We start from the raw sequence: 22489 nt of genomic DNA, 5'->3' as shown, positions 1-22489 counted from the left end.
GGAACGCGACGGCACGAGGGAGTGACGGCACGTGAGTGGGGACCACCGACCGGACGAACGGCAGAGCGCCGAACTCGTCCCGCTGTACGCGGAGCACTGGCGCCGGGCGCCGTTCGAGGAGATCAGCGACCGCTGCACGAGGGCGGTGGCGGGGTGCGCCGCACTGCGGTCGCTCAGCTACTTCAACAACGGCGTCGTCGACTTCGTCATCCGTCCCGCCGACGCCCCGCCGCTGCCCGGCGGCCGGGAACTGGACCTACCGATCGACGTGGAGAGTCGCCCCGGTCACCAACTGGTGCTGAGCATGGAGACCTTCGACAAGGCGCTCGGGCCGCTGCTCACCGGTGCGCTGATGCGGACGGTGGTGGCCACCCCGACGGGCGGACTGTACTGCGGCCGGGTCAAGGAGCAGCAGCACATCGTGGGCATCACCCTGCGCGGGGACGGCGTGGACGCCGTGGACCGCACCCTCAACGAACTGGTGACCGACATCCGGGTCCACGTGCTGAACCGGTCGGCGGAGAACCCCGGCGGGGTGCCCGAGCAGCCGTACCACTGTCCGGACGGTTCCCAGGAACTGCACTTCACCGCCGGCAGCCGGGTGGACGAGCCGTTGGTGGCGCGGCTGCGCGGGGTGTGGCAGCGCCATCTGAACCCGGTGGACCTCCAGTACCTGGCGTACTACGAGAACTGGCACCTGGCCTGCGTGGGCGACGCGTTCGACGACAGCCGGATAGGCAAGCGGTTCCTGAACATCAAACCGTCGGCGCGGCGCCGCAAGTACCGGGACGTGGCCGACCAGTTGCGCGACGACATCGCCCGGCTGCGGGACATGCTCCAGCTGGTGAGCCGGGAGCCGATGAACCGGTTGGTGTTGGACGTGGAGGAGGGGGCGGTCTACTTCCACTGGCTGCCCGGGGGGCGCAGCGGTGACTTCGTGTGCGGGGTCACCCTCGATCAGCACGAGGTGGGCAACGCCGAGCGGCGGCTGCGCGAGGTGCTCAGTGAGCTGCCGCGGAAGGTGCCGCGCCCCCGTTCCGTCCGTTGGTGACGAGCCCGAGCACGGCCGACTGCACGCGTTCGGCCAGGCTGCTCAGGACCTCGGCGACCTGACTGCTGCGCAGTTCCCGGGTGCCGCGGTCGGGGTCGGCGGGGCCGGGCGGCAGGGTCTCCGGCCTGATCTCGGGCAGCACCTCCACGGTGATCTCGAAGCTGCGGCACAGCACGAAGAGGCTGTTGCGCTCGTCGTCGGTGGGTTCGCCGTCCCCGCCGGCGACGGTGGTGAGCCAGTCGCCGACGCCCTCACGGAAGGCCCGGAGCAGCATCCGTACGAGGGTGGTGACGCCGATCGCCTGGAACTGCGGGGCGGAGAAGGTGACGCGCTCGGGGCGACCGTCCGGCGGGGCCATGCCGGCGGCGTCCACACCGAGCGAGCGCCTCAGGTCCGTGGGTTCCCCCATGAGCAGGTCGAGGGCTTCGGCGGCCTCGGCGAACAGCCGCCGCACGGGCTGCGGGAGTTCGTCGCGGAGCGGGTCCGCGGCGGGACGCCGGTCCGGGGTCAGGGCCAATCGTTCGAGGCGGGAGTCGAGTTGTTCGATGCGCTCCAGGGTGCCGGTCTGCTGTGCGGTGACCCGACCGAGGCGGGCCCGCACCTGGTCGAGGGTGCTCTCGCGTTGGGCGGACTCCAGCCGTCGGGCCAACACCTCCACGGCGTGGTCGAGGTGTTCGCTGAACCCGGTGTCGGTGACGACCACGGGCGCGGTGCGGGTGGTCTCCGCGATGCGGTCGCGCATCCTCCGGGAGACGTAGCCGTTGGCGACGACGAGGATCTCGCACTCCCCGCGGGGGAAGGCACCGTGCGCGGCGCGGGTCACGCGGCCGATCCGTTCGACGTCGTGCGCCTCCAGTACGGAGCGGGAGGGCAGCACGCCGAGGACGGCACCGGCTCCCACCCGTACCCAGTAGGCGATCTCCCGGGTGCCGGGAAGCGGCGGGTCGCCCAACTCCGGGGGCTGGGCCTCGCGCCGCCACTGGCCCTGGGCGAGGGAGCGTTCGACGGTGCGCAGGACGTCGGCCCCGGCCCGCTGTTCGTACATGTGGCGGACGGCCTCGTGGACCCGGGCCACGTCCACGAGGGTCTCGCTGTCGGCCGCGTCGGTGTCGACGGCTGCGTCCGCCGCGTCGGTGGGGGCTTCACCGGCGCCCGGTGGGCCGGTCGCGCTGTCCGGTGGGGTGGCGGTGGCGGCGATCCGGGCGGCGAGGGCGTCCCGGGCGAGTTGCCACGCCTGGCGGCAGATCTTCAGGATCTCCCGGGGCACGCCGTTCGACAGCTCGGCGACCTCCGCGACGGCGTCGGGAGCGAAGGGCGCCGTGACGACGTCTCCGGTGTCGTCGTCGGTGGGCGGTACCACGGTCTGGTAGTCGGCGGGTTCGGTGGGCACGCTGTCCGCCGCGTCGTCCAGGGCGCGGGCGGCCCCGGACCCCGACTGCGGGTCCTCGCCCGGGCGGTCGGTGGCGGTCGGCTGGTCGTGCACACCGCTGACCCGTAGGTAGCCGCTGATCAGCCGGGCCGTCTCGGTCCCGTCGAGTCCGGTGGGCCAGATCTGGAGCACCCGCTCGTGCAGCCCCTGGGGCATCCGGCTCCAGGGCTCGGGCTGGATGCACATGACCAGCAGCCCGTCCTGGTTGACATAGGTGTTGACGAGTTTCTCGAAGCCGTTCATGAACTCGCTGCGGTCGCGCCGGGGCCAGCTGAGGACGGTTTCCAGCGCATCGACGACCAGCACGTAGCGCTGTCCGACGCGGCCGTGGAGGAAGCTGAACACGCAGAGCGCGTCGAACACCGCCTCGGTGCTGTCGATGGCGCCCCCGATGCCCCGGTCGCGCAGGGCCTGGCTGGGCTCCTCCGCGGTCAGCCAGTCCCACACCTCCCGTTTGAAGTCCCCCTCCAGGAGCAGGGAGAGCCCCACGGCGAACTTGCGGTGGTCGACGGCCACCCGCAGGTGTTCGCGCAGATGGCGGTGCATCAGTTCCTTGTCGATCCCGAACGCCTGGATGACCTTGCGCGGGTCAAAGGTGCCGTCGCTCAGTCCGGCGATCACGGCCTGGTGCTGGGGCCCGATGTGGAGTTCGGCCGCGTCCGAGCTGCGCAGGAGTTCCACCACCACGTTGGCGTAGTACGCGGACACCACCCGTTCGAACGCGATGCGGGCCTCGGTGTCGTCGCGCAGGCTCAACATGCGGTTGCGGTAGACAACCGCGAGGTCGAGGGTCGGCTGGTTGATCACCCACAGCGGGACCGAGGCGTCGGCCCGGATCGCCGCGGTCACCTCGCGCGCCATATGGCTCTTGCCGACTCCGAAGTCCCCGACCAGGGCCACCGCCCGGCCGAGGTCACCGCCGGGTCCGGGGCGTTCGAGGTAGTCCGCGACCTGGCGGCGCAGCCGGGTCAGCTCGTCCGTGACGATCGTCGGGTACCGCTTGGGCGGTCGGACGCCCATGCGCACCGCGTCGGCGAACCCGCCCAACTGCACGACCGGGCTGAAGGGAAAGGGGTTGTCGTTGCGCAGGAAGGTGTCGGTCTGACTCATCTCGGTGGTCCTCCCGGGGGGCCGTGCGGTCGGCTTCAGAACTCCAGGTCCGGCAGATCGTCCGAGTCCCGGCGTTCGGCGAAGCGGAGCAGCCGATTCATCCTCACCGCCGCTTCCCGATTCCGAATCGCCTCGTCCGACATGTCGTACAGGAATCCCTGTAGTTGTCTGACATTTCTGTACAGATGCCGCCCTGGGCGGTTCTGAATGACTTCCTCCGCAAAGGTAATGCTGTCCCCCGGAAGTCCATCCACCACTGTACGGCGTGTAATGAACACATCCCAGTCCTCGGCGTTCACCGACCCCAACTCCAGGAGGGTGAGGTGGGGTTGGTGCACACCCTCGAACTCTTCCTTCAGCTCTTCCCGGAGCGTGGTGTGCGAGGTCTCCAGGAAGAAGACAATGGACGGTTGGGCCCAGCTGTGGAAACTGCTGACGAACTGCGTCGTCAATCCGGAGTCCAGCCATCTCATATCGGGCACGATGATCAGAAGAATGCGGCGGACGAAGTTGAGTCGGCGGCTGATGTCCTCATAGAGGTAGGACAGATCATCGGCCTGCGTGCGACGCTCGTCGAAACCCTGCCAGAATTCCTCGTCGGCCCTGAGCCTTTCCAATACACGGTCGGCGATCTTCCGGTTGAGTTCGTCGACACCGCTTCGGCGGCCGTTGCGCCTGCTGAATCCGTTGTCGGCGTTGCGGAATCCGCCCACGGCGATTATCTCCACGCCCGGATAGCCGTCCCGCGGTAGCCAGAGCCCCGAAGCGCCCGGTGACGGCCCGGCGCCGCTCTGTCCCCCGTCGGACGGCCCGTCGGGGGGCAGCCCCGCCGTGGTCGGGGCGAGCCGCCTGGCCAGGTCGTCCACGCACCGGTTGATCAACGAGGTCTTTCCGGTGCCCGCGGCACCGCTGGCGACCACGACGTGCCCGTGGTTGCCGGCGTCGGCCAACACCACCGGGTCCGGTCCCCGTTCCACGAAGTGCTTGAACAGTGCCTCGGTGTGGTCGACCGGCACCCACAGGTCCGCGTGTCCCCGGATCCACCAGGGGGTGAGCGGGGCGTCCGCTTCCCAGCGGACCAGGTCGCGGCGTCCGGGGCGCTCGTAGGTCACGGGTACCCCGAAGGGGTTGAACGACTCCCCGTCCTGCGGCGGACGCCGGTGTTCCGGCTCCTCGTACGGACTCATCGGCCGTCACCCCCTCCTTCGGATCGTCCCCAGCGCCGTCGTAGCGCACGCGCCCCGGCTGACCGCAGGCGCAGTGCGCCCCGGCCGGTGCGGCGCAGGTGCCACACGGGGAACGAGGCGTTCACCCCCTCGACACCGGCCACCGCATCGGCGAGGAGTCCGCGCTGCCGGGTGGCCTCGGCCCGCAACTCCTGAGCGCCGAGCGGATGGAAGCCCCCGGCGCCGGCGCGCACCGAGGTGGCCGGTGCATCGGACAGCGGGAGGTCCACGGCGAGGCGCTGGGCGTGCCGGCGGCGGCTCCCGGTGTCCCGCAGCCCGCGGAGCGCGGTGGCGAGTTCCGCTCGGCAGCGGGCCACCTCCTCGTGCGGGGTGGCCGCCCCGGTCTGCCAGCCGGCGAGGTACGACTCGGCGGCGTAGGAGTAGGCGTGCACCGCGGCGGCCAGGGCCTCGTCGCGCTGTCGACGGTAGGTGGCGCCCCGTTCGACCGCGCTGCCCAGCAGGGTGAACACGGCGGCGACGGCCGCGAGCAGCAGTCCGGTGCCCAGCGCCCCGGGGCTGTCGCCGCCGCCCTTGTCGGGGGCGTCCCCGCGGGCCGCCATGACCGTCCGGCACACCCGTCGGAAGTCGCCCGGCCGTCGGTCCGCCCACTGTTCGACGGTGACTTCGCCGTCGGTGCCCGGACCGGTGCGCAGCTCTTCGGCTTCCCCGGGCACGGCGGTGGCGACGCCGAGCCGCACGGCGGCTTCGACGACGTCCGCCCGGCGCTCGTCGGTCAGGCAGTAGACGCGGTGCAGGTCGTCTTCGCGGCCGTCGGCGCGGGCGGTCTGCGGGGGTGTCAGGGCGAGGGCGGCGCCGGCCAGGAGCAGGGTGGCGACGGCGGTGCGTGCGCCCAGGTTCATCAGGGGGTTCCCGTCCGGTCAGGGCCGCGCGGTGTCGCTGGCCGGCAGGGTGGGGGCGGGCGGGTCCGGGGGCGCGGGGGTGACCGTCCGGTCCGTGCCGTGCCCGTCGGTGGCCGACCGGTGGACCACGCGCGTGCGGTGCGGGTCGGCGGGGTCGGACGGGGGCGGGCCGGTCGGGTGTTCCAGCGGTTCGTCGTCGGTACCCGGCCGTGCGGTGCGCTGGTGCTCGGGCGGGGGCCCGTGGGGGGCGCGTCGGTCAACGCGGTCCCGGTGGGCGTGCCAGCCGCGGTTGGACGCGTAGTGCAGGGTGTTGATGGTGAGGATGGCCGGTCCGACGATGGCCACCGTGCCCGGGAAGTCGGGTTCCAGGGCGAGGGCGAGGATGATCGCGGTGATGCCGTTCTGCTGGCCGAGCCCGAGGTGGACCCGGTCGGACCGGTTCAGCCCGCGGAAGAGCAACGGCGCGACGAGCAGCCCGATCAGGGCCTGCGCTGCGAACGCCGCGAGGCCGAGGGCCAGGCCGCGCCACGGGGAGACGCCGCCCGCGAGGAGCAGTCCGAGGACCAGCGCGGCGAGGACGAACGCGACCGAGACCGCGTGGTTGATCAGGGCAGTGTGGCGGCCGGTGCGGACGACGAGGCCGAGGACGGCGACGGCGAGCATGAGCATGGTCTGGGCGGCCACCACCAGCACCGCGGTGACGAGGAACAGGCAGAGCAGGTCCCGCAGGCCGGGGAGTCCCGGGAACGGTGCGGGGGTCGCCCGCCCCTTCGGGGCGGGTGGCCGTCCGGACCGGGCGCGTGCGCGGTCCAGGGCGCGGCGCCACAGCAGTCCGGGGAGGTACCACAGGCCCACGGCGGCGGCGAGCAGCAGCAGGTTCCCGCCGAGGCTGGCCGCGTAGGCGCCCGCCCCGTCCCCGACCGGCCCGGTGCCCGGGGATCCCGAGCGGCCGGAGAGGCGGAAGGCGAGGACGGAGAAGTAGAGGGTGAGCAGGACGGTCACCGGGTCGTCGAAGGACGCCCAGACGGAGAGCAGGTTCTTGGCCCGCGGCGACATGCGACTGCTGCGGCTCATCGCGGCCACCGACAGCGGGTCGATCTGGGCGACGGCGATGCCGAGGACCAGGTACTCCGGTTCCTGGAAGGCGGCGACCATGACGCCCGCGATGAGGGCCGACTTGAGCAGGACGCCCAGGGTCACGGTGAGGACGAGGGCCCGCAGGTCGCGGCGGACCTCCCGGAGGTCGATCTCGTGGGTGCTGCCGTAGAGGCCGAGGGCGAGGAGGAGTCCGGCGAGCAGTGGGTACCAGGACGCTTCGGTGAGCGCACGGGACCCGATGAGGTGTCCGGTGGCGACCCCGACGGCCACGGCACCGGACGCGGCCAGGAGGACCCCGGGCAGGGCGCGCGGTTCCACGCGGCGTAAGAGGCGCTTCCTCACGAGTGGTTCCCCCGTTCCTCGTGCACGATGCGGTCGTACCGGATCAGCCCGTACCCGTGGAACCCGTGGGACGGGTCCGGAACGGGAACGCGCCGGGCGGGTCGGGCGGTGCCGACCCGCGGCCGGTCGGGAGCGGACGCCGTCGGTGCGGGCGCCTCATCATGCCGCACCCGGGATGCGCCACGCCCGGCTTCCGCAACTTCCCCCGCTTGCGCGTCACGCTGTCGCCTCCCCCGGCGTCGCCCCGTTCCAACATGCCCCCTGGGCCCGCGATTCTCAAGGGGCGCCGGGGCCACGGCGGCCGACCGCCGGAGCCCACCACGGCCTGCGTCCGGCGCGTGGCGGGTCACGGGCCGGACGGCTTCGCTGGCGTGCGCCCCCGGGCGTTTCGGCTGCGGGCGTTTCGGCTGCGGGGACAGGACACCGGGCCGGCTCCCGTGCGGGAGCCGGCCCGGTGTCACCCGCCCGAGTGACGGGGCGGTTGTGTGCCGATCAGGCGTGTGCCGGCGCCTTCGCCGGTTCGTCGGCGGGGGCGCCCTCCAGTTGCTGACCGCGGAGCATGAACCAGGCGGCCACCGCGGTGACGAGGAGCACCACGGCTCCGATGCCGGCGGCGAGTTGCATGCCGTCCACGAAGGCCGACTGCGCTGCCGACACCAGGGCGTCCGCCTCGGACGGCGGCAGGGCCCGCGCCACGTCGACGGCACCGCCCAGGGACTCCTGGGCCGCGGCGGCGATCTCGGGCGGGGTGTCGGCGGGGATGGGGAAGCCCCGGTAGACACCGGTCAGGATCGAGCCGAGCAGGGCGATGCCGAGGGCGGCGCCGAGTTCGTAGGCGGTTTCGGAGACCGCCGAGGCGGAACCCGCGCGTTCCTTGGGGACGCTGGAGAGGATGACGTCCGCGGTGACGCTGAACGCGAAGCCCGCGCCCGCGCCGACGACCAGGAGCACCACACCGAGCACCGGGTAGCCGGTGGACTGGCTGAGGGCCGTCAGCGCGGCGAGCCCCAGTCCGATCGCGGCGAGTCCCCCGCTCACCACGGCGCGCACCGAGTAGCGGCGCGCCATGGTTCCGGCGATCAGGCCGGCGATCACCGCGCCGATCGCGGCGGGCAGTTCGGCGAGGCCGGCTTCCAGCGGACGCCGGCCCTGGACGAGTTGCAGGAACTGCGACAGGAAGAAGACCGTGCCGGCCATGCCGAGGATGGTCAGCAGGTCCGCGAGGACCGCCCCGGAGAAGCCCCGGTGCTGGAAGAGCCGCATGTCCAGCAGCGGTGACGGCAGCGACAACTGGCGCCGGACGAAGAGGAACAGGGCGAGCGCCCCGACCACCGCGGCGCCGGCCGCGCCGGCCGACGGTCCGTGGGAGGCGGCCTCCTTGATCGCGTAGACGACACCGATCATGCCGACCAGGGACAGGACCACGCTGGTCATGTCCCACGGGCCCGGTTCGGGGTTGCGGGACTCGGGCAGCAGCTTGATGCCGACCAGGACCAGTACCGCCATCACGGGCAGGTTGATCAGGAAGACCGAGCCCCACCAGAAGTGTTCGAGCAGGAATCCACCGACGACCGGGCCGAGGGCGGCGCCGGCCGAGGCGGTGGCGCCCCAGATGCCGATGGCGAGGCTGCGCTCGCGCGGGTCGTGGAAGAGGTTGCGGATCAGGGCCAGGGTGGACGGCATCAGGGTGGCGCCGGCGACACCGAGCAGCGCCCGGGCGAGGATCAGCAGCTCGGGGGAGGTGGCGTACGCATTGAGCACGGACACCGCGCCGAAGGCGCTGGCGCCGATGAGCAGCAGCTTCTTGCGGCCGATGCGGTCGCCGAGGCTACCCATCGAGACCAGGAGACCGGCGATGACGAACGAGTAGACGTCACCGATCCACAGCAGCTGGTTGCCCGTGGGGCCCAGGTCCTCACTGATGTAGGGCGTCGCCAGGCCCAGCACCGTCGCGTCGACCGCGACGAGCAGCACGGCGAGGACCAGAACGGCGAGGGCGATCCACCTCCCGGGCCGACGCTCGACTTCCTCCGACCCGGTGGCGGGCCGGTTCTCGCTGATCATGGGGTCACTCTCCGTCGTACGCCGCCGAGCATCATCTCGACGAGCATGGGGTGGTAGTCGTTGGCGGCGGCCCGTCCGCTGGAGATGGCCCAGGCGGCGGCGCTGACGAGGCCGTAGAACGCGTCGGTGAGCCAGGCGGCGCTCAGGTCGATCCGGAACTCGCCGTCCTCCTGGCCCCGGCGGAACAGTTCCTCGATCCGGCGGTCGAGGCGGTCCCAGCCCTCGTTCACGCCCTCGCCCTCGAACAGCTGGTTCTCGGTGACCAGGAAGGCGATCAGGCCGGCCGAGGGTTCGGAGGCGGTGACCAGCCGTCGGAAGGCCGCTTCGGCGGTGCCTTCGTGGAGCCTGGCCTCGTCGAGGGCGGCTTCGCACTCGCGCAGACCGAGGTCCTCCAGGGCCCGGATCAGGGCGTCGCGACCCGCGAAGTGTCGGTGCAGGGTCGCCCGGCTGATCCCGGCGGCCTTCGCCACCTCGTCCATGGTGGCGGTGGCTTTCCGGGTGAGCAGCGCGGCAGCACTGCGCAGGACTGCTTCTCGATCTACGGCCATGAGACAACCATAACCCACATGAGACATCGATGTCTCATTCTGAACATGAACGTATCGATCATCTGCACGTACCGGGCCGCTGTACCGCGACACCGGTGCACCGCGACACAGCTGGACCGCTGCACCGCTGGACCTGCACGACGAGGGGCCCGCCGGATCGGCGGGCCCCTGGGGTCGGACGGCTGGCGGCGGACTACTCCCCGGCGCCGGCGGACTGCTCGCTACCGGCGGACACCTCGGGCGTCGCCCAGGAACGCTGCACCGCGAGGTCGAACTTCACCTCGACGAGTTGCAGCGCCACCGCGGACGGCGCGGTGCCGCCCCGGGCGTTGCGCGCCGCGAGCGCACCGGCCACGTCCAGCACCGAGCGCACCTCGGGCGTCAGGTGCGGGGAGATCTTCGCGAACTGCTCGTCGGTCAGCTGGTCCAGCTCGATCCCCCGGGCCTCGCACTCCTTGACGCACTCGCCCGCGACCTCGTGGGCCACCCGGAACGGCACCCCGCGCTTGACCAGCCACTCGGCGACGTCGGTGGCCAGCGAGAACCCGGCGGGTGCCAACTCGGCCATCCGCTCCCGGTTGACCGTGAGGGTCGCCATCATCCCGGTGAACGCCGGGAGCAGCACCTCCAACTGGTCGCAGGAGTCGAAGACCGGCTCCTTGTCCTCCTGGAGGTCACGGTTGTAGGCGAGGGGCAGCGCCTTCAACGTGGCGAGCAGCCCGGTCAGATTGCCGATCAGCCGCCCGCTCTTGCCGCGCGCCAACTCCGCGATGTCGGGGTTCTTCTTCTGCGGCATGATCGACGAGCCGGTGGAGAACGCGTCGTGCAGGGTGACGAAGGAGAACTCCTTCGTGTTCCAGATGATGACCTCCTCGGCGATCCGGGAGAGGTCGACGCCGATCATCGCGGTGATGAAGGCGAACTCCGCCGCGAAGTCCCGGGAGGCCGTGCCGTCGATGGAGTTGGCCACCGAACCGCCTTCGAAACCGAGGTCCCGGGCGACGGCCAGCGGGTCGAGCCCGAGCGAGGACCCGGCGAGCGCCCCGGAGCCGTACGGGGAGACGGCCGTGCGCTCGTCCCACTGGCGCAGCCGCTCGGCGTCCCGGGACAGCGCCTGGACGTGGGCCAGTACGTGGTGGGAGAAGAGCACCGGCTGGGCGTGCTGGAGGTGCGTACGGCCCGGCATCGCCACGTCGGCGTGCGCCTCGGCGAGGGAGACCAGCGCCTCCTGGAGGTCCGCGAGGAGCCCTCCGATGATCCGGGCGTGGTCGCGCAGGTACATGCGGAACAGGGTGGCGATCTGGTCGTTGCGGGACCGTCCCGCGCGCAGCTTGCCGCCGAGGTCGGGGCCGAGCCGCTCCAGGAGCCCCCGCTCCAGCGCGGTGTGCACGTCCTCGTCCGCGACGGTCCCGGTGAAGGAACCGTCCGCGACGGCGGCCTCCAGCCGGTCGAGTCCGGCGAGCATCCGCTCCCGTTCGTCGTCGCTGAGGAGGCCCGCGGAGTGCAGGACCCGGGCGTGGGCGCGGGAGCCGGCGATGTCGTACGGGGCGAGCCGCCAGTCGAAGTGGACGGAGGCGGAGAGTTTCGCCAGGGCCTCGGCGGGACCGTCGGCGAACCGCGCGCCCCAGAGCCGGACGTCACCGCTGTTGCTGCTCACTGCACTTGCTCCTTGGCTCTTGCGACGGGTGGTGCGGGGCCGCTCGTGCGGACCGGTGGTCGTGATGCGCCACCGCCTCCCGGCCCGGACGGCGAGGAGGCGGCGTGCACGTTACTGGGCGGCGGCGGACCGGAGTGCCCTTCGCGCCGGGTTCCGCACGGCTCGCGCCGGGCGGCGGGGTTCAGACCAGGTCGCGCTTGGCGGCGATCTTCGCGGACAGCGCGAAGATGTCGATGAAGCCCTGCGCCTTGGACTGGTCGAAGGTGTCGCCGGAGTCGTAGGTGGCGAGGTTGAAGTCGTACAGCGACTCCGGGGAGCGGCGTCCCGTGACGACGGCCCGTCCGCCGTGCAGGGTCAGTCGGACGTCGCCGGTGACGTGCTGGTTGGCCTCGTTGATGAAACCGTCCAGGGCGCGCTTGAGCGGCGAGAACCACAGGCCGTCGTAGACCAGCTCGCCCCAGCGCTGCTCGACCTGGCGCTTGTAGCGGGCGAGCTCGCGCTCGACGGTGACGTTCTCCAGCTCCTGGTGGGCGGTGATCAGGGCGATCGCGCCCGGCGCCTCGTACACCTCGCGGGACTTGATGCCGACGAGGCGGTCCTCGACGATGTCGATCCGGCCGATGCCCTGGGCGCCCGCACGCTCGTTGAGCTGCTGGATGGCCTGGAGGACGGTGACGGGCTTGCCGTCGATCGCGACGGGCACGCCCTCCTTGAAGGAGATCAGGACCTCGTCGGCCTCGCGGGGCAGCGCCGGGTTCTGCGTGTACTCGTAGATGTCCTCGATCGGGGCGTTCCAGATGTCCTCCAGGAAGCCCGTCTCGACCGCGCGCCCGAAGACGTTCTGGTCGATGGAGTACGGGGACTTCTTGGTGGTCGCGATCGGGAGGTTCTTCTCCTCGCAGAAGGCGATGGCCTTGTCCCGGGTCATCGCGTAGTCGCGGACCGGGGCGATGCACTTGAGGTCGGGGCCGAGGGCCTGGATGCCGGCCTCGAAGCGGACCTGGTCGTTGCCCTTGCCGGTGCAGCCGTGGGCGACGGTGGTGGCGCCGTGCTTGTGGGCCGCGGCGACCAGGTGCTTGACGATGGCCGGCCGGGAGAGGGCGGAGACCAGCGGGTAGCGGTCCATGTAGAGGGCGTTGGCCTTGATCGCCGGGAGGCAGTACTCGTCGGCGAACTCGTCCCGGGCGTCCGCGACCTCGGCTTCCACGGCACCGCAGGCGAGCGCGCGCTTGCGGATGACGTCCAGGTCCTCACCGCCCTGACCGACGTCCACGGCGACGGCGATGACCTCGGCGCCCGTCTCCTCGGCGATCCAACCGATGGCGACGGAGGTGTCAAGGCCGCCCGAATAGGCGAGTACGACGCGCTCGGTCACGGGTTTCTCCTCACAGTGCATTCGCTGACATGCATGAGTATGCAGTTCTCTGCATGTTTCGTCAACGCCGGGAACGGGATCACGCCATCGATGACGCGGACCTGACCATCGGGCCCGCCCGGACGGCCCACGCGGGCTGCCGCGGACCCGCCCCCGCACTACGGTCTGGGCCATGCGCACCGGTGCCGTCGCCCTCGTGTCCGTGACCCTCGTCGCCCTCGCCGGACCGCTCCCGCCACCGGCCGTCGCCGACCCGGGGCCGGCGCGTCCGCTGCCCGCGCGGATGGCGGACACCGGCGGCGGCAGCCAGCTCGTCACCGCGACGGCGGCCACCGCGGGGGCCACGCGCGGCACGCTCACCTGGTGGGACCGCCGCGGAGGGCGCTGGCGGGCGACCGGCACGGCCCCCGCGCGGTTCGGTGCGGGCGGCCTCACCGAGGGCACCACCCGCCGGCAGGGCACCCGCACCACCCCGACGGGCCTGTACGACCTGCCCTACGCCTTCGGGACGGCCGCCCCGCCGCTCGGCACCCGGACCCCGTACCGGCCGGTGCGCGACTCGTCCTGGTGGTGTCAGGACAACGAGTCCACCGCGTACAACCGGTGGACCGACCCGCGGCCCGCCGACTGCCGCGCCACCGAGGCCGAACACCTCGTCGACTACGGCCCCTCGTACGCGCACGCGCTGGTGATCGGCTTCAACTACCACCGCCCGGAGCGCGGCCGGGGAGCGGGGATCTTCCTGCACGTCAACGGCGAGGGCGCGACGGCGGGCTGCGTGTCCGTCCCGGCGGCGGCGATGGCCGCGCTGCTGCGCTGGGCGGAACCCGCCCGTCGCCCGCACCTCGCCATCGGCACCGAGTCCGGCGCGACCGCCGTCACCCGGTACTGACGGCCGGACGGCGGACCCGTTCGCCCGCCCCGGGCGGACGGGCGGGCGAACGGGCCGTCGGGACCGGGCTAGCGGGCGTTCTGCGCCAGGCGCAACAGGTGCGCGGCGAGCGCCTGTCCGCCGGCCGGCTCCCGGCTGATGAGCAGCAGGGTGTCGTCGCCCGCGATCGTTCCCAGGATGTCGTGCAATTCGGCCTGGTCGATGGCGGAGGCGAGGAACTGCGCCGCGCCGGGCGGGGTGCGCAGGACCACGAGGTTCGCGGACGCCTCGGCGGAGATCAGGAGTTCACCGGACAGCCGTCGCATCCGCTCCTCCTTCGCCGACTCGCCGAGCGGGGCGCGGGGCGTGCGGAACCCGCCCTCGCTGGGCACCGCGTAGATCAGGTCCCCGTCGGAGTCGCGGATCTTCACCGCGTTCAACTCGTCGAGGTCCCGGGAGAGCGTCGCCTGGGTGACGCTCAGCCCGTCGTCCGAGAGCAGCTTCGCCAGCTGGCTCTGGGAGCGCACTGGCTGCCGGTTGAGGATGTCCACGATCCTGCGGTGCCGCGCGGTGCGGGTCTGCGGTACGGCGGGCCCGGTCTGCTCGTTGCCCTGCGCCTGCGTCATCGTCGTTTCATTCTCCGGCTAGTCCGTCCCGTGGGCTGCGTCGAGAACGCCGGGCAGGATCTGGAGAAACGCTTCCGCCTCGTCGTCGCGAAGGTTCAGCGGCGGCATCAGCCGGACGACATCGGGGGCGGGCGCGTTCACCAGGAGACCGGCGTCCTGGGCCGCGCGCTGCACCTGGGCCGCACGCGGTTCGGTGAGCACGATACCCAGCAGCAGCCCGGCGCCCCGGACCCGCCGGACCAAGGGGTGTCCCAGCGACTCGATCGCGTCACGCAGGTGGGCGCCGTGCCGCTTCACGTTCGCGAGCAGGTCCTCCCCCGCGATGGTGTCGAGCACGGCGAGCCCGGCGGCGCAGACCACGGGGTTGCCGCCGAAGGTGGAGCCGTGGTGGCCGGGCCGCAGCAGTTCCGCGGCGGGGCCGAAGGCGACCGTGGCGCCCAGCGGCAGTCCGCCGCCGAGGCCCTTGGCGAGGGTGACGACGTCGGGGCGCACGCCCTCGTGGGCCTGGTGCGCGAACCAGTGCCCGGTGCGTCCCACGCCGGTCTGCACCTCGTCCAGGACGAGCAGGGTGCCGGTGGCCTCGGTGATCTCGCGGGCCCGGACCAGGTAGTCGGCCGGCGGGACCACCACGCCGTTCTCGCCCTGGATCGGTTCGACGATCAGCAGGGCGGTCTCTTCGGTGACCGCCGCGCGCAGCGCGTCCGCGTCGCCGTAGGGCACGTGGGTGACGTCACCGGGCAGCGGCAGGAAGGGGTCGCGCTTGGCGGGCTGGCCGGTGAGGGCGAGGGCGCCCATGGTGCGGCCGTGGAAGCCGCCGTCGGTGGCCACCACATGGGTGCGTCCGGTCAGGCGACCGATCTTGAAGGCGCCCTCGTTGGCCTCCGCACCGGAGTTGCAGAAGTACACGCGCCCCTGACGCCCGAAGAGCTGGAGGAGGCGTTCCGCCAGCGCAACGGGGGGCTCGGCGACGAACAGGTTGGAGACGTGCCCGAGGGAGGCGATCTGCCGGCTGACGGCCTCGACCACGGCCGGGTGCCCGTGGCCGAGCGCATTGACGGCGATCCCGCCGACGAAGTCCAGGTAGGCGGTGCCGTCGGCGTCCCACACCCGGGCTCCCGCACCGCGGACGAGAGGCAGTGCGGGGGTGCCGTAGTTGTCCATGAGTGCGCCCTGCCAGCGCTGGGTCAGGGCCTCGTTGGCGGTGGTCACCGGGTTCCTCCTTCAGTGGTGTTCCGGTCTTCGGTGGTGGTCTCGTCCGTGGTGGTGGTCTCGTCCGTGGTGACGGTCCGGCGCGGGCGCACCGAGTCGTCGAGCACGACCATGGTGCCGATGCCCTCGTCGGTGAAGATCTCCAGCAGGATCGAGTGGGGTACCCGGCCGTCGATGACGCGGGCGGTGCGCACTCCGTTGCGCACCGCGTACAGGCACCCCTCCATCTTCGGGACCATGCCGCTGGCCAGTTCGGGCAGCAGCTTCTCCAACTGCTGCGCGGTGAGGCGGCTGATGACCTCGTCGCTGTGCGGCCAGTCCTCGTAGAGCCCCTCGACGTCGGTGAGGACCATCAGGGTCTCGGCGCCGAGGGCCGCGGCGAGCGCGGCGGCGGCGGTGTCGGCGTTGACGTTGTAGACGTGCGTGTCGTCGGCGGAGCGGGCGATGGAGGAGACGACGGGGATGCGACCGTCGGCGAGCAGCGCCTCGATCGCCCCGGTGTCGATGTCCGTGATCTCGCCGACCCGGCCGATGTCGACGAGTTCGCCGTCGATCTCGGGCCGGTGCTGACGGGCGGTGATGGTGTGGGCGTCCTCACCGGTGAGCCCGATCGCGAGCGGCCCGTGCTGGTTGAGGAGGCCGACCAGTTCGCGCTGCACCTGGCCGGCGAGGACCATCCGGACGACGTCCATGGCCTCGGGCGTGGTGACGCGCAGTCCCGCCTTGAACTCGCTGACCAGGCCCTGACGGTCGAGCTGGGCGCTGATCTGGGGGCCGCCGCCGTGCACGACGACCGGGCGCAGGCCCGCGTGGTGCAGGAAGACGACGTCCTGGGCGAAGGCGGCCTTCAGCTCGTCGTCCACCATGGCGTTGCCGCCGAACTTGATGACGACGACCTTGCCGTGGTGCCGGGTCAGCCAGGGCAGCGCCTCGATGAGGGTCTGCGCCTTGGGGAGGGCGGTGTGCTTGCGGGTGCTCATGGCTCCTCTGGGGTCCTGGGGTCCTCGGCCCGCTCCGCCCCGGTGGGCGCGGGCGGACCCGGTCGCGGTGGTGCGTCGGCCGGGAACACCGGACCGCCCCGGGGTGGCCGGGGCGGTCCGGGCCCGCCGGGTTCAGGAGGAGTACGCGCTGTTCTCGTGGACGTAGTCGGCGGTGAGGTCGTTCGTCCAGATGGTCGCGGACTCGGCGCCCGCCGCGAGATCGGCGGTGATCACGACCTCCCGGTAGCGCATGTCGACCAAGTCGCGGTCCTCGCCCACGCCGCCGTTCTTGCAGACCCAGATCCCGTTGATGGCGACGTTGAGCTGGTCGGGTTCGAAGGCCGCGGAGGTGGTGCCGATCGCGGACAGCACCCGGCCCCAGTTGGGGTCCTCGCCGTGCAGGGCGCACTTGAGGAGGTTGTTGCGGGCGATGGACCGGCCGACCTCGACGGCGTCGTCCTCGGTCGCGGCGCCCACGACGTCGATCCGGATCTCCTTGCTGGCGCCCTCGGCGTCCCCGATGAGCTGCCGGCCGAGGTCGTCGCAGACCTCCCGCACCGCGGCGGCGAACGCGGCGGCGTCGGGGGTGACGCCGGCGGCGCCGGAGGCGAGGAGCAGCACGGTGTCGTTGGTGGACATGCAGCCGTCGGAGTCGACCCGGTCGAAGGTGACGCGGGTGGCGTCGCGCAGCGCCCGGTCGAGCCCGGCGCTGTCGACGTCGGCGTCGGTGGTGAGGACGACGAGCATGGTGGCGAGGCCCGGTGCGAGCATGCCGGCGCCCTTGGCCATGCCGCCGACGGTCCAGCCGTCGCCGCCCCGGACGGCCGTCTTGTGGACGGTGTCGGTGGTCTTGATGGCGATCGCGGCCTTCTCGCCGCCGTGTTCGCTCAGCTGCGCGGCGGCCGTGGTGACGCCGGGCAGCAGCTTGTCCATCGGCAGGGGCAGACCGATCAGGCCGGTGGAGGCGACGGCGACCTCGCCCGCGCTCAGTCCGAGGACCGAGGCGACCTCTTCGGCGGTGGCGTGCGTGTCCTGGAAGCCCTGGGGGCCGGTGCAGGCGTTGGCGCCACCGGAGTTGAGGACGACGGCGGAGACCTGACCGCCCTTGAGGACCTGCTCCGACCAGAGGACGGGAGCGGCCTTGACGCGGTTGGAGGTGAAGACGCCCGCGGCGGCGAGGCGGGGCCCGGTGTTGACGACGAGGGCGAGGTCGGGGTCGCCGCTGCTCTTGATCCCGGCGGCGATTCCGGCCGCGGTGAATCCCTGTGCTGCCGTGACGCTCACTGCATCTCCTTCTCGAACGCCGCTGCGGGGCGGCGGAGGGCGTCCGCCGGCCGCTCGGTCGGCGGCGACGGGGGCGCGGTTCCTGGGTGGTGACGGGTGGGTGCGGGGTGCGGCGGGCTCAGGGGGCCACGCCGACCGTCGGCAGTCCGGTGGTCTCGGGCAGCCCGAGTGCGAGGTTCATGCTCTGGACGGCGCCGCCCGCGGTGCCCTTGGCGAGGTTGTCGATCGCGCTCACCACGATGACCCGGTGGGCGGCCTCGTCGAGGACGACCTGGAGGTGGACGGCGTTGGAGCCGTACACGGAGGCGGTGGCGGGCCACTGGCCCTCGGGCAGCAGTCGCACGAACGGCTCGTCCGCGTACGCCTTCTCGTAGGCGGTGCGCACGGCTTCGGCACTGACCTGGGCCCGGGCGCGGGCGGAGCAGGTGGCGAGGATGCCGCGGGACATGGGGACGAGGGTGGGGGTGAAGGAGACGCTCACCGGTTCGCCGGCGACCGCGCCGAGGTTCTGGCTCATCTCGGGGGTGTGCCGGTGGACGCCGCCGACCCCGTACGGGGAGGCCGAGCCCATGACCTCGCTGCCGAGCAGGTGCGCCTTGGGCGCCTTGCCCGCGCCGGAGGTTCCGGAGGCGGCGACGATCACGGCCTCCGGCTCGACGAGGCCGGCCGCGTAGGCGGGGAACAGGGCGAGGGTGACGGCCGTCGGGTAGCAGCCGGGGACCGCGATGCGCTTGGACCCCGCCAGTGCGGTGCGGGCGCCGGGGAGCTCGGGGAGGCCGTACGGCCAGGTCCCGGCGTGCGGGGAGCCGTAGAACCGTTCCCAGTCGGCCGCGTCCCGCAGGCGGAAGTCGGCGCCCATGTCGATGACGAGCACGTCCGGGCCCAGCTGCTCGGCCACGGCGGCGGACTCGCCGTGCGGCAGGGCGAGGAACACCACGTCGTGCCCGGCGAGCACCTCGGCGGTCGTCACCTCCAGCACGCGGTCGGCGAGCGGCCCGAGGTGCGGTTGGAGGGCGCCCAGTCGTTGCCCGGCGTTGGAGTTGCCGGTCAGCGCTCCGATCTCGACCTCCGGGTGCCCGACGAGCAGCCGCAGCACCTCTCCCCCGGCGTACCCACTGGCTCCGGCCACCGCAACCCGCGTAGTCATGCCGTTCCTCTCCTCTGGATGACATGACTATACGCAGTAGCGCACATTTATACAACGGCCGGAACTCCGGACCACTGCCCCCTTTGTGACTGAGTCTTTCAGTCGGCCCATGAGCGGTCGAGTTGGCCCGTGAGCGTCTGGGGTGGCCCGCAGGGTAGCGGTCGCCGCTCTCACCTGCGGGGTTTCCTGGAGACGGGTCCGGGGTGGACGCGTCGGTGGATCACGGTGTGGAAGGCGGCTCGGACTGAGGTGATCTGCCCGTCCGGGACCTGGCCGGCTTTCCGGCGTTCGTGTCGGCCCCGGTACGCGCCTTCACCTGGCAGGCGGGGCAGCGGCACCGTCCCGGATTGCAGTACATGCTGGCCACGGGCCGGATGCATGGCTTCGAGAGCCCGGCTGAGCGTCGCCTGCTGCTGGCGTTGGACTTCGCGGGTGGCGTCGAGGAGGCGCTGGCCCGGCCGTTCAGGTTGCGGTTCACCACCGCCGACGGCACCGAGGACCACACCCCGGACCTCCTGGTGCTGCCGTCCGGGACAGCGGTGCTGGTCGACGTCCGGCCCGGCCATCTGATCAAGGACGAGGTCTACTCGCCCACTACCCTTCATGAGTCGCGAGGGTCAAGGCTCAGATGGGCCCCTTAAACTCCCACGGTGATCGAGATCCTCGAGAATTTGGACCTCCTGTCCCGGCCGAACCTCGACCTCGCCAGTGTCGAGGTGAACGGCATCGCCCTGGGGGCGCCGGCTGTCACCGTTCCACGGCAGCGCATCGTGGGCGGCCTGTCCTCCGCCATCGCCCGGTATCGCGGTGGGACCGATATCGCAAGCGAGTACTACGCAGCTGACGGACGGAGTCTGACGCTGGACGAGGTCGTCGAAGACGTTGTCCGGTCGAACGGATTCCTCTACGGCGCCGACAAGATCAACTACAAAGTGTGCGCCGGAGCGGTGGTCGGCTTCGCGATCAGCGGCCCGTATCTCTCCCACTTCGCGTACTTGACCTCGTACGAGGAGTTCCTGAGTGTCTTCGGCCAGCCTGATCGAATACACGAGAATGAGGCATACGGCGACCTCCTGAGCTACGAGACCTACTACTGGGGTGCTCGGAAGCATGTGAGGTGGGACGCCTGGGAGGACCGGGTGAGCTTTATCAACCTGGGCGACTTCGAGGGGAACAGCGGCCCCTGACCTCGACTACGACAAGGGCAGCAGCCGGGCCCCGGAGTCCCTCGGTCAGCGTGTCGGATCCGTCACGCTGGGTGGCATGATCCGGTGCGTGGACTACTCACGTTGCGTGGACATTCTGGCAAAGGTGCATGAGAACACCCAGGGGCTTCCTCGGGAGGTGCGTCAGGCGAATGTCTCCAGGCTGCTGGCGGCGCTGGGCCGTCCTCAGCGGGGGATGCGCGGGATGCTGGTGGTCGGGACGAACGGCAAGGGGTCGACCTGCGCGTTCGCGGTGTCGGCGGTGGCCGCGACCGGCGCACGCGTGGGCAGTATGCCCAGCCCGCACTTGCAGGAGCCCCGGGAGCGCATCCGGATCGACGGGGGCCCCGTCACGCGTGCCGAGTACACCGCGGCGTTCGCCGAGGTCTGGCAGACGATCGAGCGGCACGGCCTGCCCGTCCTGGCCCAGGGCATCTTCACGACGACCGCGGCCGTACATTTCCGACGGGCCGGCGTGAGGCTGGCGGTGGCCGAGGCGAGCATCGGCGGGAGCAAGGCCGCAGCTGCGGAACTCGGCCTGGACGTGAAGGTTCTCACCGGCATCGGGCTCGACCACACCCGACTGCTCGGCGACTCCCTGACACGGATCACCCAGGCCAAGATCGCAGCCGCGCAGGACGGGGACCATGTCGTTCTCGGACGGCTGGCCCCCGAAGCGTCCACCGTTGCGGAGCAAGTCCTCAAGGAGCGGACGGGACTGGCCGTGTGGCGTATGGACCAGGAGATCCGCTACACGGCCCGTGCGGCCGGCCGCGACGGCAACCGCGGCCCGGGGACGCTCGTCGACGTCACCACTCCCCGCGCCGTGCACCGCGATCTGCCCTGCCCACTGTCCGGCGCACACCAGCACCACAACCTCGCGGTCGCCATCGCCGCGATGGACGCGATGGTCGAACGCGGGCACGTCCGCGAGCCTGACAGCGAACGACTCCGTGCACGACTGGCGGCAACATCCTGGCCCGGCCGCCTTGAACTGGTCCCCCACGCCCAACTGGACGACTGGACGGGCCGCGTCCTCCTGGAGGGCGCCACCAATCCGCAAGGTGCCGCGACCGTCGCCCCGGAGATCCTGCGCCACGCCCGCGCCGACGGTCACTCCTGCCCGCCCGTGCTGGTCTTCGCCGCGATGGACGACAAGGACGTCGTCGGCATGCTCGCCCCACTCCCTTCCCACTGGCCTCTCGTCCTCACCCGCACCGGCTCGCACGAGGCCGCGGGCACCGCGAGCTTGCACAGCCGGCTCGCCCCGGGCCGCCAGGCGCCCTGCCTGACAGCCGAAGACGCCCCATCGGCGCTGCGCCGGGCCGCCCAACTCGCCGGACCCAGCGGCCTGATCGTCGTCTTCGGCTCGCTGCGCCTCGTGGGCGAAACCCGTACCGCGCTCGGTCTTCAGCCCGCGTGAGGGGACTCGGTCACCCCCCGTGTGACGGAGTGCTCCGGCCGACCGTCATCCCTGTCAGAGGTGCGTGCCACACTGCGGCGCATGTCCCTCGCCGACCTCACCCTTGATCAGTGGCGGTCCCTCGAACCGCCCGCCGCACGTCGTCTCGCGCAGGAGGCGGCGGATCTGGTGGACGGTCGGGTGACCCTCGTCGAGACCGTCGATCACCTCGGCGCCCCGCTGCACCGCGTGCGGATCGAGCGGCAGGCACAGGAGTTCGCGTTGGTTCCCGGCGGTCCGCTGACCCTCGGTTTCGACCTCGACGCCTGGCAGCCGACGCCCCGACAGACCGCCGACTACGCGCAGAGCCTGGATCAGGGCTTCGGTCACGGCCCCGATCTCCGGGCCCACCTGGCACACGTGCTCAGCCCCCGCCGCAGCGTCGTCCTGCCGACGGTGCTCATGGCCGTGGAGGACGAGGAGCTGACCGAGCCGCCCGCCGACATGCCGGCTTCCCTCGCGGCCCGCGGCCTGCGGATGCCGAGTTCCGACGAGTGGGAGCACGCCTGCGGAGCCGGCGCGGACACCCTCTTCCGGTGGGGCGACGACTGCCCCCTCGACCGCGTCCCGTACGGGGACCGCACCGGCCCGCAGCAGCAGTTGAACGCCTTCGGCCTGCGCATCGCCTACGACACCTACCGCACGGAGCTGACCAGCGACGTCACCGGCGTCCACGGCGGAGACGGCGGCGAGTCGGTGTGCGGAGGTTACGGCCACCTGCTGGCGTGGCTGCCGCTGGCCACGGCCCATCGCAACCCGCACATGGCCGAGTTCGTGTACGGACCGGACGGTGAAGACCTCTACGAGGACTTCACCACCCGGCCGGTGCTCACGCTCTGACCCCGCAGCGCCGCCTCCGAGACCGAGCGCCCGGCGACGGAGCCGGGTGGCCCCACAGGGCGAGAGGGGCTCATCACACCGGGGGAAGGCGAGGGCTCGACGTAC

Annotated in this window: 19 protein-coding genes; 6 read left to right on the top strand and 13 right to left on the bottom strand. The window is 71.9% G+C overall.

All coding sequences use genetic code 11. The features are described from left to right. The first annotated feature begins 31 nt into the window (after positions 1–31). Positions 32–1051: a hypothetical protein gene (locus ACFV88_RS20985; RefSeq protein WP_385493183.1), complete on the top strand. Its 1020-nt coding sequence runs from the start codon at positions 32–34 to the stop codon at positions 1049–1051. Here ACFV88_RS20985 and ACFV88_RS20980 read toward each other — a convergent pair. From ACFV88_RS20980 to ACFV88_RS20945, 8 genes are all read right to left on the bottom strand, one after another. Further along, positions 1002–3590 carry a hypothetical protein gene (locus ACFV88_RS20980; protein WP_385493182.1) on the bottom strand — a complete coding sequence of 863 codons (2589 nt, stop codon included), beginning with the start codon at positions 3588–3590 and terminating at the stop codon, positions 1002–1004. The two genes, ACFV88_RS20985 and ACFV88_RS20980, sit on opposite strands and share 50 nt — an antisense overlap. A 35-nt stretch (positions 3591–3625) precedes the next feature. Further along, the gene (locus ACFV88_RS20975; RefSeq protein WP_385493181.1) at positions 3626–4702 is read right to left on the bottom strand and encodes a hypothetical protein; all 1077 of its coding nucleotides are present in this window, start codon (positions 4700–4702) and stop codon (positions 3626–3628) included. 71 nt (positions 4703–4773) lie between these two features. Beyond that, positions 4774–5676, bottom strand: a complete 903-nt coding sequence (locus tag ACFV88_RS20970) for a hypothetical protein (protein ID WP_385493180.1) — start codon at positions 5674–5676, stop codon at positions 4774–4776. 18 nt (positions 5677–5694) lie between these two features. Beyond that, positions 5695–7116: a hypothetical protein gene (locus ACFV88_RS20965; RefSeq protein ID WP_385493178.1), complete on the bottom strand. Its 1422-nt coding sequence runs from the start codon at positions 7114–7116 to the stop codon at positions 5695–5697. Between the two features lie 492 nt (positions 7117–7608). Then, on the bottom strand, positions 7609–9180 hold the full coding sequence (locus ACFV88_RS20960) for an MFS transporter (protein WP_385493177.1): 1572 nt from the start codon (positions 9178–9180) through the stop codon (positions 7609–7611). Continuing rightward, entirely contained in the window at positions 9177–9728 is a 552-nt protein-coding gene (locus ACFV88_RS20955; protein ID WP_385493176.1) for a TetR/AcrR family transcriptional regulator, read from the bottom strand. Before ACFV88_RS20955 ends, ACFV88_RS20960 begins: the two co-directional genes overlap by 4 nt. 193 nt (positions 9729–9921) lie before the next feature. Then, positions 9922–11385: an argininosuccinate lyase gene (gene argH, locus ACFV88_RS20950; RefSeq protein ID WP_385493175.1), complete on the bottom strand. Its 1464-nt coding sequence runs from the start codon at positions 11383–11385 to the stop codon at positions 9922–9924. A 181-nt stretch (positions 11386–11566) separates the two neighbouring features. Further along, positions 11567–12760 (bottom strand): argininosuccinate synthase, encoded by a 1194-nt coding sequence (locus ACFV88_RS20945; protein ID WP_385493174.1) that lies wholly within the window; start codon positions 12758–12760, stop codon positions 11567–11569. Positions 12761–12932: 172 nt separating this feature from the next. Between ACFV88_RS20945 and ACFV88_RS20940 the strand changes: the two genes are divergently transcribed. Then, a complete protein-coding gene (locus ACFV88_RS20940) occupies positions 12933–13652 on the top strand; it encodes a L,D-transpeptidase family protein (RefSeq protein WP_385493173.1) in 720 nt (239 codons plus the stop codon). Between the two features lie 68 nt (positions 13653–13720). Here ACFV88_RS20940 and ACFV88_RS20935 read toward each other — a convergent pair whose 3' ends face one another. The 5 genes from ACFV88_RS20935 to argC all read right to left on the bottom strand — a co-directional run bounded on the left by ACFV88_RS20935 (position 13721) and on the right by argC (position 18877). Continuing rightward, complete coding sequence (locus tag ACFV88_RS20935; protein WP_385493172.1) at positions 13721–14257, bottom strand: arginine repressor; 537 nt, start codon at positions 14255–14257, stop codon at positions 13721–13723. An 18-nt stretch (positions 14258–14275) separates the two neighbouring features. Continuing rightward, positions 14276–15466 carry an acetylornithine transaminase gene (locus tag ACFV88_RS20930; protein ID WP_385493171.1) on the bottom strand — a complete coding sequence of 397 codons (1191 nt, stop codon included), beginning with the start codon at positions 15464–15466 and terminating at the stop codon, positions 14276–14278. Next, on the bottom strand, positions 15463–16446 hold the full coding sequence (argB, locus tag ACFV88_RS20925; RefSeq protein ID WP_385493170.1) for an acetylglutamate kinase: 984 nt from the start codon (positions 16444–16446) through the stop codon (positions 15463–15465). The genes ACFV88_RS20930 and argB overlap by 4 nt, the downstream gene beginning before the upstream one ends. 132 nt (positions 16447–16578) lie before the next feature. Next, positions 16579–17730: a bifunctional glutamate N-acetyltransferase/amino-acid acetyltransferase ArgJ gene (gene argJ / locus ACFV88_RS20920; RefSeq protein ID WP_385493169.1), complete on the bottom strand. Its 1152-nt coding sequence runs from the start codon at positions 17728–17730 to the stop codon at positions 16579–16581. Between the two features lie 118 nt (positions 17731–17848). Then, positions 17849–18877 carry an N-acetyl-gamma-glutamyl-phosphate reductase gene (argC, locus tag ACFV88_RS20915; protein ID WP_385493168.1) on the bottom strand — a complete coding sequence of 343 codons (1029 nt, stop codon included), beginning with the start codon at positions 18875–18877 and terminating at the stop codon, positions 17849–17851. A 290-nt stretch (positions 18878–19167) separates the two neighbouring features. Here argC and ACFV88_RS20910 point away from each other — a divergent pair, with 290 nt between their 5' ends. From ACFV88_RS20910 to ACFV88_RS20895, 4 genes are all read left to right on the top strand, one after another. Further along, the gene (locus tag ACFV88_RS20910) at positions 19168–19518 is read left to right on the top strand and encodes a hypothetical protein (RefSeq protein WP_385493167.1); all 351 of its coding nucleotides are present in this window, start codon (positions 19168–19170) and stop codon (positions 19516–19518) included. Positions 19519–19527: 9 nt separating this feature from the next. After that, positions 19528–20064: a hypothetical protein gene (locus ACFV88_RS20905; protein ID WP_385493166.1), complete on the top strand. Its 537-nt coding sequence runs from the start codon at positions 19528–19530 to the stop codon at positions 20062–20064. A 106-nt stretch (positions 20065–20170) separates the two neighbouring features. Further along, a complete protein-coding gene (locus ACFV88_RS20900) occupies positions 20171–21505 on the top strand; it encodes a bifunctional folylpolyglutamate synthase/dihydrofolate synthase (RefSeq protein WP_385493165.1) in 1335 nt (444 codons plus the stop codon). 81 nt (positions 21506–21586) lie between these two features. Then, a complete protein-coding gene (locus tag ACFV88_RS20895) occupies positions 21587–22384 on the top strand; it encodes a hypothetical protein (protein ID WP_385493164.1) in 798 nt (265 codons plus the stop codon). Positions 22385–22489: the final 105 nt, after the last annotated feature.

It is taken from the genome of Streptomyces sp. NPDC059816 (genome assembly GCF_042732055.1).
In the GTDB taxonomy this organism is placed as follows: Bacteria; Actinomycetota; Actinomycetes; order Streptomycetales; family Streptomycetaceae; genus Streptomyces.
Note: the sequence above shows the minus strand (reverse complement) of the source record. Positions and strands in the feature narration are given on the sequence as shown.

Bases quoted from the DNA above. Each gene is read 5' to 3' on its own strand.
- ACFV88_RS20935 (WP_385493172.1), bottom strand. From the start codon at position 14,257: ATGACGCAGGCGCAGGGCAACGAGCAGACCGGGCCCGCCGTACCGCAG.
- ACFV88_RS20960 (WP_385493177.1), bottom strand. From the start codon at position 9,180: ATGATCAGCGAGAACCGGCCCGCCACCGGGTCGGAGGAAGTCGAGCGT.
- argC (WP_385493168.1), bottom strand. From the start codon at position 18,877: ATGACTACGCGGGTTGCGGTGGCCGGAGCCAGTGGGTACGCCGGGGGA.
- ACFV88_RS20955 (WP_385493176.1), bottom strand. From the start codon at position 9,728: ATGGCCGTAGATCGAGAAGCAGTCCTGCGCAGTGCTGCCGCGCTGCTC.
- ACFV88_RS20970 (WP_385493180.1), bottom strand. From the start codon at position 5,676: ATGAACCTGGGCGCACGCACCGCCGTCGCCACCCTGCTCCTGGCCGGC.
- ACFV88_RS20940 (WP_385493173.1), top strand. From the start codon at position 12,933: ATGCGCACCGGTGCCGTCGCCCTCGTGTCCGTGACCCTCGTCGCCCTC.
- ACFV88_RS20980 (WP_385493182.1), bottom strand. From the start codon at position 3,590: ATGAGTCAGACCGACACCTTCCTGCGCAACGACAACCCCTTTCCCTTC.
- ACFV88_RS20895 (WP_385493164.1), top strand. From the start codon at position 21,587: ATGTCCCTCGCCGACCTCACCCTTGATCAGTGGCGGTCCCTCGAACCG.
- argB (WP_385493170.1), bottom strand. From the start codon at position 16,446: ATGAGCACCCGCAAGCACACCGCCCTCCCCAAGGCGCAGACCCTCATC.